General features: G+C 67.3%; 14 protein-coding genes. 13 read left to right on the top strand and 1 reads right to left on the bottom strand.

Going from position 1 to position 13,505, the window contains the following annotated elements; all coding sequences use genetic code 11:
• The first annotated feature begins 4 nt into the window (after positions 1 to 4).
• From ACFRAH_RS09370 to ACFRAH_RS09410, 9 genes are all read left to right on the top strand, one after another.
• Positions 5 to 1,201 (top strand): MFS transporter, encoded by a 1,197-nt coding sequence (locus tag ACFRAH_RS09370; RefSeq protein WP_377990620.1) that lies wholly within the window; start codon positions 5 to 7, stop codon positions 1,199 to 1,201.
• A 77-nt stretch (positions 1,202 to 1,278) separates the two neighbouring features.
• A complete protein-coding gene (locus ACFRAH_RS09375) occupies positions 1,279 to 2,781 on the top strand; it encodes a bifunctional phosphatase PAP2/diacylglycerol kinase family protein (RefSeq protein WP_377990621.1) in 1,503 nt (500 codons plus the stop codon).
• A gap of 149 nt (positions 2,782 to 2,930) precedes the next feature.
• Positions 2,931 to 3,875 carry an ABC transporter ATP-binding protein gene (locus ACFRAH_RS09380; protein WP_377990622.1) on the top strand — a complete coding sequence of 315 codons (945 nt, stop codon included), beginning with the start codon at positions 2,931 to 2,933 and terminating at the stop codon, positions 3,873 to 3,875.
• 4 nt (positions 3,876 to 3,879) lie between these two features.
• Complete coding sequence (locus ACFRAH_RS09385) at positions 3,880 to 4,758, top strand: ABC transporter permease (protein ID WP_377990623.1); 879 nt, start codon at positions 3,880 to 3,882, stop codon at positions 4,756 to 4,758.
• Positions 4,759 to 4,781: 23 nt separating this feature from the next.
• Positions 4,782 to 6,146, top strand: a complete 1,365-nt coding sequence (locus ACFRAH_RS09390; protein WP_377990624.1) for a sensor histidine kinase — start codon at positions 4,782 to 4,784, stop codon at positions 6,144 to 6,146.
• Complete coding sequence (locus ACFRAH_RS09395; RefSeq protein WP_377990625.1) at positions 6,143 to 6,841, top strand: response regulator; 699 nt, start codon at positions 6,143 to 6,145, stop codon at positions 6,839 to 6,841. The genes ACFRAH_RS09390 and ACFRAH_RS09395 overlap by 4 nt, the downstream gene beginning before the upstream one ends.
• A gap of 79 nt (positions 6,842 to 6,920) precedes the next feature.
• Positions 6,921 to 7,859, top strand: a complete 939-nt coding sequence (locus tag ACFRAH_RS09400; protein WP_377990626.1) for an intradiol ring-cleavage dioxygenase — start codon at positions 6,921 to 6,923, stop codon at positions 7,857 to 7,859.
• A 21-nt stretch (positions 7,860 to 7,880) separates the two neighbouring features.
• Positions 7,881 to 9,215 (top strand): M18 family aminopeptidase, encoded by a 1,335-nt coding sequence (locus ACFRAH_RS09405; protein WP_377990627.1) that lies wholly within the window; start codon positions 7,881 to 7,883, stop codon positions 9,213 to 9,215.
• A 236-nt stretch (positions 9,216 to 9,451) separates the two neighbouring features.
• Complete coding sequence (locus ACFRAH_RS09410; protein WP_377990628.1) at positions 9,452 to 10,879, top strand: amino acid permease; 1,428 nt, start codon at positions 9,452 to 9,454, stop codon at positions 10,877 to 10,879.
• Positions 10,880 to 10,976: 97 nt separating this feature from the next.
• On the opposite strand, the gene ACFRAH_RS09415 is transcribed toward ACFRAH_RS09410, so the two are convergent.
• Complete coding sequence (locus ACFRAH_RS09415) at positions 10,977 to 11,312, bottom strand: YnfA family protein (protein WP_377990629.1); 336 nt, start codon at positions 11,310 to 11,312, stop codon at positions 10,977 to 10,979.
• Positions 11,313 to 11,558: 246 nt separating this feature from the next.
• Here ACFRAH_RS09415 and rpsF point away from each other — a divergent pair, with 246 nt between their 5' ends.
• The 4 genes from rpsF (at position 11,559) to rplI (ending at position 13,338) form a co-directional block, all read left to right on the top strand.
• The gene (rpsF, locus tag ACFRAH_RS09420; RefSeq protein WP_003800148.1) at positions 11,559 to 11,864 is read left to right on the top strand and encodes a 30S ribosomal protein S6; all 306 of its coding nucleotides are present in this window, start codon (positions 11,559 to 11,561) and stop codon (positions 11,862 to 11,864) included.
• Between the two features lie 55 nt (positions 11,865 to 11,919).
• Entirely contained in the window at positions 11,920 to 12,498 is a 579-nt protein-coding gene (locus tag ACFRAH_RS09425) for a single-stranded DNA-binding protein (RefSeq protein WP_377990630.1), read from the top strand.
• Between the two features lie 129 nt (positions 12,499 to 12,627).
• Positions 12,628 to 12,867 carry a 30S ribosomal protein S18 gene (rpsR, locus tag ACFRAH_RS09430; RefSeq protein WP_003800144.1) on the top strand — a complete coding sequence of 80 codons (240 nt, stop codon included), beginning with the start codon at positions 12,628 to 12,630 and terminating at the stop codon, positions 12,865 to 12,867.
• A gap of 18 nt (positions 12,868 to 12,885) precedes the next feature.
• On the top strand, positions 12,886 to 13,338 hold the full coding sequence (rplI, locus tag ACFRAH_RS09435) for a 50S ribosomal protein L9 (RefSeq protein WP_076799464.1): 453 nt from the start codon (positions 12,886 to 12,888) through the stop codon (positions 13,336 to 13,338).
• The last annotated feature ends 167 nt before the right edge of the window (positions 13,339 to 13,505 follow it).

Raw genomic sequence — 13,505 nt, forward strand, 5'->3', positions numbered from 1 at the left:
TCGAATGACCTCAACCCAGCAGCTCGCCGACCGGCAGGTCTCTGCCGCCGCCATCGCCACGTTCATCATTTTCGGCGCCAACGGCCTGGTCTTTGCGAGCTGGGCGGCCCGCATTCCGGCCGTTACGGAGATACTGGGGATATCGTCAGGGCAGATGGGCACGCTGCTGCTGTGCACCGCAGTCGGCTCGCTGATCGCGCTTCCCACCGCCGGGCACGTCATCAACCGGATCGGCACCGCCAACACGGTCCGGGCCAGCGGCTTCCTGGCCGCCCTGGCGGGTGTGGGCATCGCCGCGTCGCTGCTCGCCGAATCGGTGCCCGGAACCGCCGTCGGGCTCTTCTTCTTCGGCATCGGCATCGGGCTGTGCGACGTTTCCCAGAACGTTGAGGGGGCCGACGTCGAGCACCGGCTCCGCAAGACGGTGATGCCCAAGTTCCACGCGGCTTTCAGCGGCGGCGCCTTCCTGGGTGCACTGATCGGGGCCGGCCTCTCGGGACTCGGCGTGGGCCTGCCGCAGCACCTGCTGGTCATCGCCGCCTCCGTGGCCGTCCTGACCTTCGTGGTCCCCCGGTATTTCCTCCCCCACACCGCACCCGAACAGACCGCCGACGGCGAAGCCAAGGCGGCGCGGGGACCCTCGGCCTGGCGGGACCTTCGTACCCTGCTGATCGGCGTGGTGGTCCTGGGGGCCACGCTGACCGAAGGGGCAGGCAACGACTGGATCGCCAAGGCGTCCGTGGATGGCCTGGGAACCTCCGAGGCAACCGGAGCCTTGCTCTTCGCCCTCTTCGTGCTGGCCATGACCACCATGCGGTTCTTCGGCGGCGGCGTCATCGACAAGTACGGCCGGGTGGCCGTCCTGAGGGGGAGCATGGCGGCCGCCGCAGCCGGCCTGGCCCTGTTCGTGTTCGCCGGAAACCTCTGGCTGGCCGCCGTGGGAGCCGCGCTGTGGGGCCTGGGGGCGGCCCTCGCCTTTCCGATGGGAATGTCCGCCGCGGCGGATGATCCGAGGCACGCGGCGGCCCGGGTGTCGGTGGTGTCCACCATCGGATACGTCGCCTTCCTGGCCGGTCCACCGCTGCTCGGCTACCTCGGGGACCTGACCGGAATCCACATGGCACTGCTGGCCATCGGTGCGCCCATCGTGGTTGCCCTGGTGCTCGCCGGTGCCGCCAAACCGCTTCCCGTCAGGAAATGACCCGCCTGCACTAAGCATCCGCGCCCGACACAGTCCGAACCGGGGCCCGCTCCGGCACCGGGCGGTAGGGTAGGGCAATGCGACGAATGCTGCGCCGCGGACCCGGCTGGGTTGCCGCCCTGGACCGCACGCTGATGCGGGCCGTCTCCGGGTTTCCAGGCGGTCACCATGACACCTTTTTCCGGCGCCTCTCCGCCTCGGCCAACAAGGGAAAGCTGTGGTTTGGCGTCGCAGCCGTGGCTGCCGCCATCCCGGGGCGCACCAGGCGCGCGGCGGTCCACGGGTTGCTGGCCCAGGGCGTGGCGTCGGCCGTGACCAACCTCGTTTTCAAGACCCTGCTGCCCCGGGCCCGGCCTCTGCCGGAGCACCTGCCGGTGTTCCGCTTCGTCCATCCCCAGCCCACGAGCTCGTCCATGCCTTCGGGCCACTCGGCCTCCGCCGTGGCGTTCGCCCTTGGCACCGGGCTGGTGCAGCCGGCCTTGGGGGCGGTTGTGGCTCCGGTGGCGGTGGGCGTTGCATACTCCAGGGTGCATACAGGTGCGCACTGGCCGTCGGACGTGCTTTTCGGATCGGCGATCGGGGCCGGCGCCGCGCTGGTGACAAGGAAATGGTGGCCTGTCCGTCCGCCCATGCCCGCCACCTCCAGACGGCGGGCGGACGTGCCCAAGCTCCCGCAGGGTGACGGCTTGAGCATCGCCGTGAATACGCTGGGCGGCTCCTTCACGGAGGAGACCGCGGCTGCCCTTCAGGGAGTATTCCCTCTCGCTCATATAACGCTCATGGCACCCGAGGACAATGTCGTCCAGCGGATGGAGGAGGCAGCCACTGTGCCGGGCATCCGCGCGCTCGGAGTGTGGGGCGGCGACGGCACGGTGGGCACCGCCGCGGCGGCCGCCGTCGACCATGATCTTCCCCTACTGGTCCTGGCCGGTGGAACCCTTAATCACTTCGCCCGTGACGCCGGAACGCCCTCCCTCGTGGAAGCCGTCAAGGCAGCGGAAAACGGGTGGGGAGCGCTGGCCGATGTGGGGGCTGTCGCCGTCGAGCGCGGGCTCGCGGATGACCCCGAAAGGGTGGAGCTCATCATGCTCAACACCGCGAGCGTCGGGCTCTACCCAAACCTGGTGCGCCGGCGCGAACATCTTCAGCCTGCCATGGGAAAACCGCTGGCCGGCGTCGTGGCGATGTTCCGCACCTTCGCCGTGGAGAAGCCGATCACGCTGATCGTCAACGGCGTCCGGCACAGGCTGTGGATCATGTATCTGGGCCGCGGCCGATACTATCCGAGGGACCACGCCCCGCTCTTCCGCCCGGTGCTGGACGACGGAGTGCTGGACGTCAGGATGATGACCGCCGACGAGTCCTTCGCCCGGCTGCGAATGCTGTGGTCCGTGCTGACGGGAACGGTGGCAACCTCCAAAATCACCCACCTCACCGAAGCCACCCGCGTCCGCGTGGAGTGCGGCACAGCCCCCATGGTGCTGGCGGTGGACGGCGAGGCCATGCCGGGCGTCCGGGCCGTGGAATTCACCCTGAAGCGCGCCGCCCTGCGCTACTACTCGCCGGCGGAAGACAGCTGATGGCCGGCCGCTCATCCCACCGGATGATGCGCGGTACCCTGATTCACCCCTGAATCATCCCTGAGACCGGCGAATCGGGCGGGCGGCGTCGGTAGCGTGGAACGTGCACACCAGACAGCACCCCAGCAGCTACGCAAAGGAACGCTTCCATGATTGAGGCAGAAGGCCTGACGAAGGTCTACGGCGACAAAACCGCCGTCGGCGGCGTCAGTTTCACCGTCCAAGCCGGCCAGGTCACCGGATTCCTGGGACCCAACGGGGCCGGCAAGTCAACCACCATGCGCATGATCATGGGCCTGGACACCCCGACCGCGGGGACGGTGACCGTGAACGGCGTCCCGTTCGCCCGGCACACGGCGCCGCTGCGCGAAATCGGTGCCCTGCTGGACGCCAAGGCGGTCCACACGAGCCGCTCGGCGTACAACCACCTGCTGGCCATGGCCGCCACCCACAGCATCCCGCGGAAGCGGGTGCATGAGGTCATCGAGATGACCGGCCTGGCGGACGTGGCCCGGAAAAAGGTCAAGGGCTTCTCCCTGGGCATGGGCCAGCGGCTGGGCATCGCCGCCGCGCTCCTCGGCGATCCGCAGACCATCATCCTGGACGAACCCGTCAACGGGCTCGATCCGGAAGGCGTGGTCTGGGTGCGGAACCTGGTGAAGTACCTGGCCTCCGAGGGCCGCACGGTGTTCCTCTCCAGCCACCTCATGAGCGAGATGGCCCTGACCGCCGACCACCTGATCGTGATCGGCCGCGGCAAGATCATCGCCGACGCACCCATCAAGGACATCATCACGGGCAAGGGACAGAGCCGGACGCGGGTGCGCTCGGACCAGCCGGACCGGCTCATGCACGTCCTCGCCGGTACAGGAGTCTCCGTGGAGCTGCAGGACCACGATCTTCTTGAGGTTACGGGCCTGGATCCCCGCCAGATCGCCCGCGCCGCCCTGGACAACCAGGTCCTCGTGTACGAACTCACACCGCTCCAGGCGAGCCTCGAGGAGGCCTACATGGAGCTGACCAAGGATGAGGTCGAATACCACTCGCTGATCACCGCGGGAACCCCGGTTCCTGCCCAGTCCGGAGGCAACTGACGCCATGAGCACACCGACTTTCACCCAGCCCGCCCCCGGCTCCCGCCGCACCGGAACCCACGCCGCAGGGTCCGCCGGACCGGGTCCGGGTTTCTTCCGTGTCCTGAATTCGGAGTTCATCAAGTTCCGCACACTCCTGTCCACGCTGATCCTGCTCGCCTCGACCGCCATCGTGATGGTCGGGTTCGGCGCGCTGTCCGCCTGGGGAACGGGACAGTTCGCCGACCGGGCCAGCTCCGACCCCGGGGCAGCAGCACAGATCGCGGCCCAGGGCGGCGACCTCGCGGTCACGGTCCCCACCTCCGGGGCATCCTTTGCGCAGCTGATCCTGGGCTCACTGGGCGTCCTGCTCATGAGCTCGGAGTTCACCACCGGCATGGCCCGCTCGACGTTCGCCGCAGTGCCCAAGCGGCTTCCCGCCTTTATCGCCAAGCTCGTGGTGGTTGTGGTCAGCTCCTTCGCGCTGACTGCCCTGTCCACCTACATCGCCGGTCTGGTGGCGGTGCCTATCCTTGATAACTTCAATCTCAAGCTCGACCTCGCCAGCCCGCAGTCGGTCAAGCTGCTCCTCGTCACCAGTGCCTACGTGGCCGCGGTGGCCGCCATCGGGATGGCGCTCGGCACGCTCCTGCGGAATTCCGCCGGCGGCATCATGGCACTCGTGGGCCTGTTCTTCGTGGCACCGATCGCGTTCCAGCTCATCCCGGGCGACTTCTTCGAAGAGGCCCGCAAGTACCTCCCCGGAAACACGATCAGCCCGATGACCGCCGTCGAACATGTGCCGGACACGCTCGAGGCCTGGCAGGCGGCCCTGGTGCTGGGCGCCTGGGTGGCGGTTCCGGTGGTCCTGGCCATGATCCTGCTGAAGAAACGGGACGTCTAAGCCAGCCCGTAAAACCAAAACGCATGATTGACACTGTTTCCGCGAAGGACGCGCCAGCCACGCCGGCTGACGCGTCCTTCGCCGAGCTTGCAGCCCGACGGCGGGGCCGGCTCCGGCGCTACCTGTACCGGCGTCCGCGGGTCATGGATGCCGTGGTCGTCGCCTGCTACGTGCTGCTGGTGGTGCCTACCATCATCGACGCCGCACATGCGGGCCGGTGGGGCGCCATCGCCCTGCTCGCCGCCGTCGCGCTCTCCCTCTTCCTGCGGCGGTACCGCCCGATGGCCGTCGTTACGTTCATTGCGGCGGCCGAAGTTGGCGTGACACTGCTCCACCCGTGGGGATCCAACGTGTCCGCCGGGCTGTGGTTCTCGCTCTATGCAGTGGCCGCCGTGCACACCCGGCGCTTCGCCCTGGCGACGATGGCGCTGGCCAGCGCTCCGCTGGCGCTGCTGTACTTTCTGGCTGCGGTGGGGCCGCTCGAACGGGAACTGCCGAGGACTCCCTCCTCGCCCGAGGAGTTCCGCCTCGTGACCAGCATTGCGGCCGGCACCAGCATCGCCTTCTCCAACGTCATCGCCACCGGAATCGGCATTTCCGTGCGCCAGCGGCGGGAGCACGAGCAGGAGATCGCGGCCTGGGCCGCACAGGCCGCCCGCCTCGGTTCTGTCACCGAACGCAACCGGATCGCCCGCGAGATGCACGACGTCGTGGCGCACTCCCTGACGGTCATGGTGGCGCTTTCCGATGGGGCCGCCGTCGTGGTCCGGAAGGACCCTGAACGGGCCGGGGAAGTCCTCGCCGAGCTGTCCCGGACGGGGCGCACTGCCCTGGCGGACATGCGCCGCGTTCTTGGAGTCCTCAGGGATGACGCACGGGATAACGGTGCCGCCGGCCAGGCGACCCGTGAACCCTTGGCGGACAGCGCCAGCCTTGGCAAGCTGCTGGACGGCTTCCGGGCCGCAGGCCTTCCGGTCCATTACTCCCACACCGGGCCGGCGCTGCCGGAGGACGTGGCCTTCCAGCTGACCGTGTACAGGATCGTGCAGGAATCGCTCACCAACGTGCTGCGGTACGGCAGGGCGCTGAGCCGGGTGGAAGTGCTGGTGGTGCGGGAGGATTCCACCGTCACCATTGACGTGCTCGACGACGGCCGGGGCACCGTTGATCCCCCCGCCCCCGCAGGGGCCGGCCCGGGCGCAGGCGCGGCCGGCCGGCTCGGCACGGGGCAGGGTCTCAACGGGATGAAGGAGCGGGCCGGAATCTACGGCGGTACGGTGGAGGCAGGCCCGGCCGCCGGCGGCGGCTGGCGCGTGCGTGCGGTGCTGGCACTGAACGGGAACGTCCCGGACGGAAGCATGCAGAACGGCAATTGGGGGAACGAATGAACGAGTCCGGACGGCTTCGGGTCCTGCTGGCGGATGACCAGCCGCTGCTGCGGATGGGTTTCCGGCTCATCCTGGAGGGCGAGGACGGCCTCGAGGTGGTGGGCGAGGCCTCCGACGGGGCCGACGCCGTCCGCCAGGTGGGCCACCTCGATCCGGATGTCGTGCTGATGGATGTCCGGATGCCCACGCTTGACGGGATCGAGGCCACCCGCGCCATCACCGGTTCGGGGGCGCGTGCCCGGATCATCATCCTGACCACCTTCGACCTGGACGAGTACGCCTTCGCCGGGCTCCAGGCCGGTGCGTCGGCCTTCCTCCTCAAGGATGTGGCGCCGGCCGACCTTGTCCAGGCCGTACGGGTTGTGGCGAGCGGGGACGCCGTGGTTGCGCCACGGGTCACGCAGCGGCTCCTGGAAACCTATGTCCGGGGCGCCGGGCCGGCGGCGGCACCGCCGGCCCCGGCCCCCCGCGATCCATTGCTGGAGGATCTCACGCCCCGGGAAACCGAGATGCTGGAAGCGATGTCCGAGGGGCTCTCCAACGCGGAAATCGCGCACCGGTATTTCCTGTCCGAGGCCACCGTGAAGACCCATGTGCGGCGGATCCTCACCAAACTGCACCTGCGCGACCGCGTCCAGGCCGTGGTCTACGCCTATGAAACCGGCCTGGTGACGCCAAGTAACCCCGACTACTGACACCGGCGGCCGGCAACAGCATAGTCTCCGCACAGCAACGCCCTATGCAGGCCACAGCCGGCTGGAGTTGGATGGTGCCATGACGAACGAACCCCGCACCCCCGAAGGACAGCAGCCCCGGCACGAGCCGCATCCCAACCACGACCGCGGGCTCGAATTCGATCTTTCGACGCTTATCTCGCGCCGCTCGCTGGGCATGTTCCTCGGCGCCGGAACGGCCGCCGCTCTGGCAGCCTGCACGCCAGGCGGGACGTCGTCCGCACCGTCGGGGTCGCCGTCGTCCTCCACCAGCGCGACGGCCACCCCCTCTGCTTCGGCAACCACAACGACGACGGCGCCATCGGCCACCGCTTCCGGGTCCCCCACCGTGACCCGCGCGATCGCCGAGTGCGGGGTGGAGATCCCACAGGAGACGGCCGGGCCGTATCCCGGCGACGGCTCCAACGGACCGAATGTCCTGGCGGCCTCCGGCGTGGTCCGGCAGGACATCACCTCAAGCTTTGGCACGTCCACCACCGAGGCAACCGGTGTGCCGCTGACCGTCACCCTGACCCTGCTGGACAACGCCAACGGCTGCGTCCCGCTGGCCGGTGCGGCCGTCTATGCCTGGCACTGCGACAAGGAAGGGCGGTACTCGCTCTACGATTCGGGCCTGGAGAACGAGAACTTCCTGCGCGGGGTGCAGGAGGCGGACGCCAACGGCCAGGTCACTTTCAAGACCATCTACCCGGGCGCCTACAACGGCCGTTGGCCGCACATCCACTTCGAGGTGTTCGAATCGATGAACAACGCCACGGCGGCCGGCCAGGTCCTGGCGGTCTCGCAGATCGCCCTGACCGACGCCGCCTGCCGCCAGGTCTACGCCTCCACGGGCTACGAAACCAGCGCCCGGAACTTCCCCAACACCACCCTGCAGTCGGACAACGTCTTCGGCGAGGACGGCGGCATCTATCAGCTGGCCACCATGTCCGGCTCGGTCTCCGGCGGCTACGCGGCAGGGCTCAACGTCACTATCTAGGGCACCGCTAGACTCGGAGCCATGCCACTCCATTCCTCAGCAGCCGAGCACATCCGGGACCTGGGCGACTACGTCAGTGCCTCGCCGTCGAGCTTTCACGCCGCCCACGAGGGGGCCCGTCGCTTGGCGGCGGCCGGTTTCACCGGCCTGGACGAGGCGCAGCCGTGGGACGCCGCGGCCGGCAAGTTCTATGTGATCAGGGACGGGGCGCTCATCGCCTGGGTCACGCCCGCCGGCGCCGGGCCCACCACCGGATTCAACATCCTGGGTGCCCACACCGATTCGCCCTCCTTCAAGCTCAAGCCCAAGCCGACCACGGGACGTTTGGGCTGGCTCCAGGCCGGCGTGGAGGTTTACGGCGGGCCGCTGCTGAACTCCTGGCTGGACCGGGAACTGCAGCTCGCCGGCCGGCTCGTGATGCTCGACGGCACCCAGCACCTGACCGCCACCGGGCCGCTGCTGCGTTTTCCGCAGCTGGCCATCCACCTGGACCGTGCCGTGAACGAGGGCCTCACGCTGGACAAGCAGCAGCACATGAACCCGGTGTTCGGGCTCGGTGACCCCGGGGACGAGGATCTGCTGGCGCTGCTGGCCGGACGGGTGTCCGGCGACGAAACGCCGGTTGATCCGGCCAGGATCGGCGGGTATGACGTCGTCGTTGCCGACACGCAGCCCCCCGCTGTCTTCGGAGCCAGGGACGAGTTCTTCGCCTCCGGCCGGCTGGACAACCTTTCGGCGACTCACGCCGGGATCACGGCGCTGATCGCGCACGCTGACGCTTCCGACGGCGGCCCGGAGGCTTCCGGTGAAACCGGGCCGATCGCTGTTCTCGCCGCGTTCGACCACGAGGAAATCGGCTCGGCCTCCCGGTCCGGGGCCTGCGGTCCGGTCCTTGAAGACATACTTGTCCGGATCTCGGACGGGCTGGGCGCCTCGGCGAGCCAGCGGCGGCAGGCGTTTTCGGCGTCGTTCTGTGTGTCCGCGGACGCCGGCCACGCCGTCCACCCCAACTATGCCGAACGGCACGACCCGGCCAACCGCCCTGTCCTCAACGGCGGACCGCTGCTGAAGATCAACGCCAACCAGCGGTACGCCACCGACGCCCCCGGCGCTGCCTTCTGGGCACGTCTCTGCGGCGGGGCGGGCGTTCCCTTCCAGGAGTTCGTCTCCAACAACGCGATCCCGTGCGGATCCACCATCGGCCCCCTGACTGCCACGCGGCTGGGTATCAGGACGGTCGATGTGGGGGTTCCGCTGCTCTCGATGCACTCGGCCAGGGAGCTTTGCGGGGTGGAGGATCCGCATCGCCTGGCACGCGTGACCGAGCTCTTCTTTGGAGCTGCCGCGCCAGCCTAGCGGAGGGGCGGCAGGTTTCGGCGCCGTTACAGAATTACCTCTCAGGCAACAATTGTTGCTTATTGATGCCCGGACTTGGGAGCATGCCCGTTTTGGACTCCCGTAAACTGTTTGATTGCACAGCCCGGAGTAACCCGCGGCTCCCTTAGTGTGAAACGCACATGTGGTGCGCGGCACAGGCATTCCGCCGGCCCGGCCCCTTTCCGAAACCTGCAACAAACGAGGATGGCGCAGCCATGCACGCTGACCAACAACTGTCGAAATCCCTAAAACCCCGGCACCTGTCGATGATCGCGATCGCCGGGGTCATTGGCGCCGGCCTCTTCGTCGGCTCCGGCGCGGCGATCCAGCAGGCCGGTCCCGGCATCCTGCTGGCCTACATGGCCGCAGGAATCGTGGTCATCCTGGTCATGCGGATGCTTGGCGAGATGGCGGCCGCCAACCCGGAAACCGGGTCCTTCTCCACCTACGCGGACAAGGCGCTGGGCCGCTGGGCCGGCTTCAGCATCGGCTGGCTTTACGCGTGGTTCTGGATCATCGTGCTGGGCATCGAAGCCACAGCCGGCGCCGCGATCATGCACCGCTGGGTGCCCGGCATCGACCAGTGGGTCTGGGCACTGGCGCTCATGGTGCTGCTGACGCTGACCAACCTGGGCTCGGTGAAGTCCTACGGGGAGTTCGAATTCTGGTTCGCCTCCATCAAGGTCGCAGCCATCATCCTGTTCCTCCTGTTCGGCATTGCGGCGATCCTCGGGCTGGTTCCGGGCGTCCCGGCTCCGGGACTGAGCAACCTGACGGGCAACGGCGGGTTCCTGCCCAACGGCCCGGGCGCCGCGCTTGCCGGCATCCTCGTGGTGGTCTTCGCGTTCTTCGGGGCCGAGATCGCCACCATCGCAGCCGGTGAATCCGAAAACCCGGTGGAAGCGGTCAAGAAGGCAGTGAAGTCCACCGTCTGGCGCATCCTCGTCTTCTACATCGGCTCCATCGCCATCGTTGTAACGCTGCTGCCGTGGAACTCCGCCAACGTGGCCAAGAGCCCGTACGTCGCCGTCATCGAACTGTTCGGCATCCCCGGCGCGGGCACCATCATGGACGTCGTCGTGCTCACCTCGGTGCTGTCCTGCCTGAACTCCGGCCTCTACACCGCCAGCCGCATGCTCTTCTCCCTCTCCCGGCGCGGCGATGCCCCGAAGTCCTGGACCCGCATCTCCAAGCGCGGCGTGCCCGCCGCAGCAGTGCTGGCCTCCACCGTGGTCGGATTCATCACCGTGGGACTGAACTACATCGCCCCGGACACGGTCTTCCTGTTCCTGGTGAACACCTCCGGCGCCATCGCGCTGTTCGTCTGGCTGGTCATCGCCACGTCCCAGCTGGTGCTGCGCCGCCGGATGGGGGCCGCGGCCAAGGACCTGACGCTGAAGATGTGGTTCTTCCCCTACCTCACCTGGCTGGCGATCGGCAGCATCGTGGCCCTCGTCGTCGGCATGGTGATCCTGGACTCCACCCGCGAGTCGCTCCTGCTCTCCGTGGCCCTGGCCGTCGTGGTGGTCGGCATCGGTGTCTGGCGCTACCGCAAGGGCGGTCCCGCGCATTCCGGTGCGGCGGACGCTCCTGCCGCGCCCGAAACCGCAGATGCAGGCGTAGGGGCCGGGCCGGCGTCGTAATCCCGTCCCGCAACTGACCTAAAATCATCCGTCCGGTTGGTCGTTCAGGCCCGACCGGGCGGATGTTTTGTGTTGCGGGCCAGCCCTTCTCCGCGGTCTAGCTGCTCCGCGGGGCGAACATGATGACGGCGACGCCCGCGAGGCAGATGGCGGCGCCGATGAGGTCCCAGCGGTCCGGGCGGAAACCGTCCAGCAGCACGCCCCAGGCAAGTGAACCGGCGATGAAGACCCCGCCGTACGCGGCCAGCACCCGCCCGAAGTGGGCGTCCGGCTGGAAGGCGGCCACAAAGCCGTAGAACCCCAGTGCGGCGATTCCGAGCCCGGCCCACCACCAGGCTTTGTCCTCCCGGACGGCCTGCCAGATGAGCCAGGCGCCGCCGATCTCCGCAACGGCGGCGAGGACGAAGAGGAGCGCGGATTTCAGGATGGTCATGGCTCCAGTATTCCGGGCCGTGGCATGGCGGTTTTCCACATAGCCGGGGCCGCAGCTTCCGGTCCTCTCCCCGGGCCACTAGCGTCGGAGCTGTCCGAATCGCGGATTTCCGTCCCGATGCACTAAGATAGTGAAGTCTGTGCTGCGCCCTGATCCATTTTGGATGCGGGTGTGCACGGCATCGCAAATGAACCTCCTGTTACGGAAATACCGTAACCGCTTAGCCCAAAGGAGGTGGGTTCACATATGCGTCCTTACGAATTGATGGTAATCATCGACCCCGAGGTCGAAGAGCGTACCGTAGAGCCGTCGCTTCAGAAGTTCCTGAACGTCATCACGAACGATGGTGGAACCATCGAGAAGGTTGACATCTGGGGCCGTCGCCGTCTGGCTTACGACATCAAGAAGAAGTCCGAAGGTATCTACGCCGTGGTGAACTTCACCGCGACGCCGGCTACCGCCAAGGAACTTGACCGCCAGCTGGGTCTCAACGAGACCATCATGCGCACCAAGATCATCCGCCCCGAAGAGCAGAAGGTTGTTGCTGAGTAATTTCAGCTCCCAACTTTCATTCTTTACCCCGCAGGAACGAACAAGGAGGCAGTAGATGGCAGGCGAAACCACTATTACGGTCATCGGTAATCTCACCAATGACCCCGAACTGAGGTTCACACCGTCAGGTTCGGCAGTAGCGAACTTCACCATCGCGTCCACGCCCCGCACCTTCGACCGCCAGTCCAACGAGTGGAAGGACGGGGAAACCCTGTTCCTCCGCGCTTCGGTCTGGCGCGAGGCAGCAGAAAACGTCGCCGAGTCCCTCACCAAGGGCACCCGGGTGATTGTTTCCGGCCGTCTGAAGAGCCGTTCCTACGAAACCAAGGAAGGCGAGAAGCGCACCGTTATCGAGCTCGAAGTCGATGAAATCGGCCCGAGCCTGCGTTACGCCAATGCCAAAGTCAACCGCACCCAGCGCTCCGGCGGCCAGGGCGGATTCGGCGGCGGCAACAGCGGCGGATTCGGTGGCGGTGGATTCGGTGGCGGCCAGGGTGGAAACCAGGGCGGCAACACCGGAGGAAGCTGGGGCGGCAACCAGCCCGCAGCGCAGGAGGACCCCTGGGCAACGCCCGGAGTCAGCAATGCGGGCGGCGGCTGGGGCAACGGCCCGGATTCCGAACCTCCCTTCTAAACAACAAAACAAAGGTCCGGCGCGGCATTTGCCAAAGCGAGCCACCTGGCCGTTCTGCACTCGCAGCGGTCGGACCACCACCATCCCGTGGATCATGATTCACGGGCTCCCTAGAATAGGAGCTCCACGATGGCTAAGGCTGAACTCCGTAAGCCCAAACCAAAGTCCAACCCCTTGAAGGCCGCTGACATCACTGTCATCGACTACAAGGACGTAGCATTGCTGCGCAAGTTCATCTCCGACCGCGGAAAGATCCGCGCCCGTCGCGTCACTGGCGTTACGGTCCAGGAGCAGCGCAAGATCGCCCAGGCAATCAAGAACGCCCGCGAAGTTGCCCTGCTGCCCTACTCCGGCGCTGGCCGGGGCTAAGGAAAGGGATTAACTAACATGGCAAAGCTCATTCTGACCCACGAAGTAACCGGTCTCGGTGCTGCTGGCGACGTTGTCGAGGTCAAGGACGGTTACGCACGTAACTACCTGCTGCCCCGCGGTTTCGCCCTGACCTGGTCCAAGGGTGGCGAGAAGCAGGTTGAGTCCATCAAGGCTGCCCGCGCCGCCCGCGAGCACGCTTCCCTGGAAGATGCTCAGAAGCAGGCCGCCGCTCTGTCCGCCAAGCCGGTCAAGCTGGTTGTCAAGGCCGGCGAAAGCGGCCGCCTGTTCGGCACGGTCAAGCAGGCCGACGTTGCCGACGCTGTTGAGGCCGCAGGCCTGGGCAGCATCGACAAGCGCAAGGTAGAACTGCCGGCTCACATCAAGTCGGTTGGTTCCTACCAGGCCAACGTCCGTCTGCACGACGACGTTGCCGCTGTGATCGAACTCGACGTAGTCGCAGGGAAGTAGTCGATCCGGCATCAGCCGGTTCACTCCGCAGTCCTGAACTGCTGACGGCCCCCGCCGGGGGGGGGGGGGCGGGGGGCCGCGAGGGGGGGGGGGTGTTGGTGGGGGAGGGAAGGGGGAAGCGGGTTGGGGGGGGGGGGGTGTGGGTTGTGTTGGGGGTGGGGTGGGAA

The organism is Arthrobacter sp. NPDC056727, from assembly GCF_042790555.1.
Taxonomy (GTDB): Bacteria; Actinomycetota; Actinomycetes; order Actinomycetales; family Micrococcaceae; genus Arthrobacter.

Bases quoted from the DNA above. Each gene is read 5' to 3' on its own strand.
- ACFRAH_RS09370 (WP_377990620.1), top strand. From the start codon at position 5: ATGACCTCAACCCAGCAGCTCGCCGACCGGCAGGTCTCTGCCGCCGCC.
- ACFRAH_RS09375 (WP_377990621.1), top strand. From the start codon at position 1,279: ATGCGACGAATGCTGCGCCGCGGACCCGGCTGGGTTGCCGCCCTGGAC.
- ACFRAH_RS09380 (WP_377990622.1), top strand. From the start codon at position 2,931: ATGATTGAGGCAGAAGGCCTGACGAAGGTCTACGGCGACAAAACCGCC.
- ACFRAH_RS09385 (WP_377990623.1), top strand. From the start codon at position 3,880: ATGAGCACACCGACTTTCACCCAGCCCGCCCCCGGCTCCCGCCGCACC.
- ACFRAH_RS09390 (WP_377990624.1), top strand. From the start codon at position 4,782: ATGATTGACACTGTTTCCGCGAAGGACGCGCCAGCCACGCCGGCTGAC.
- ACFRAH_RS09395 (WP_377990625.1), top strand. From the start codon at position 6,143: ATGAACGAGTCCGGACGGCTTCGGGTCCTGCTGGCGGATGACCAGCCG.
- ACFRAH_RS09400 (WP_377990626.1), top strand. From the start codon at position 6,921: ATGACGAACGAACCCCGCACCCCCGAAGGACAGCAGCCCCGGCACGAG.
- ACFRAH_RS09405 (WP_377990627.1), top strand. From the start codon at position 7,881: ATGCCACTCCATTCCTCAGCAGCCGAGCACATCCGGGACCTGGGCGAC.
- ACFRAH_RS09410 (WP_377990628.1), top strand. From the start codon at position 9,452: ATGCACGCTGACCAACAACTGTCGAAATCCCTAAAACCCCGGCACCTG.
- ACFRAH_RS09415 (WP_377990629.1), bottom strand. From the start codon at position 11,312: ATGACCATCCTGAAATCCGCGCTCCTCTTCGTCCTCGCCGCCGTTGCG.
- rpsF (WP_003800148.1), top strand. From the start codon at position 11,559: ATGCGTCCTTACGAATTGATGGTAATCATCGACCCCGAGGTCGAAGAG.
- ACFRAH_RS09425 (WP_377990630.1), top strand. From the start codon at position 11,920: ATGGCAGGCGAAACCACTATTACGGTCATCGGTAATCTCACCAATGAC.
- rpsR (WP_003800144.1), top strand. From the start codon at position 12,628: ATGGCTAAGGCTGAACTCCGTAAGCCCAAACCAAAGTCCAACCCCTTG.
- rplI (WP_076799464.1), top strand. From the start codon at position 12,886: ATGGCAAAGCTCATTCTGACCCACGAAGTAACCGGTCTCGGTGCTGCT.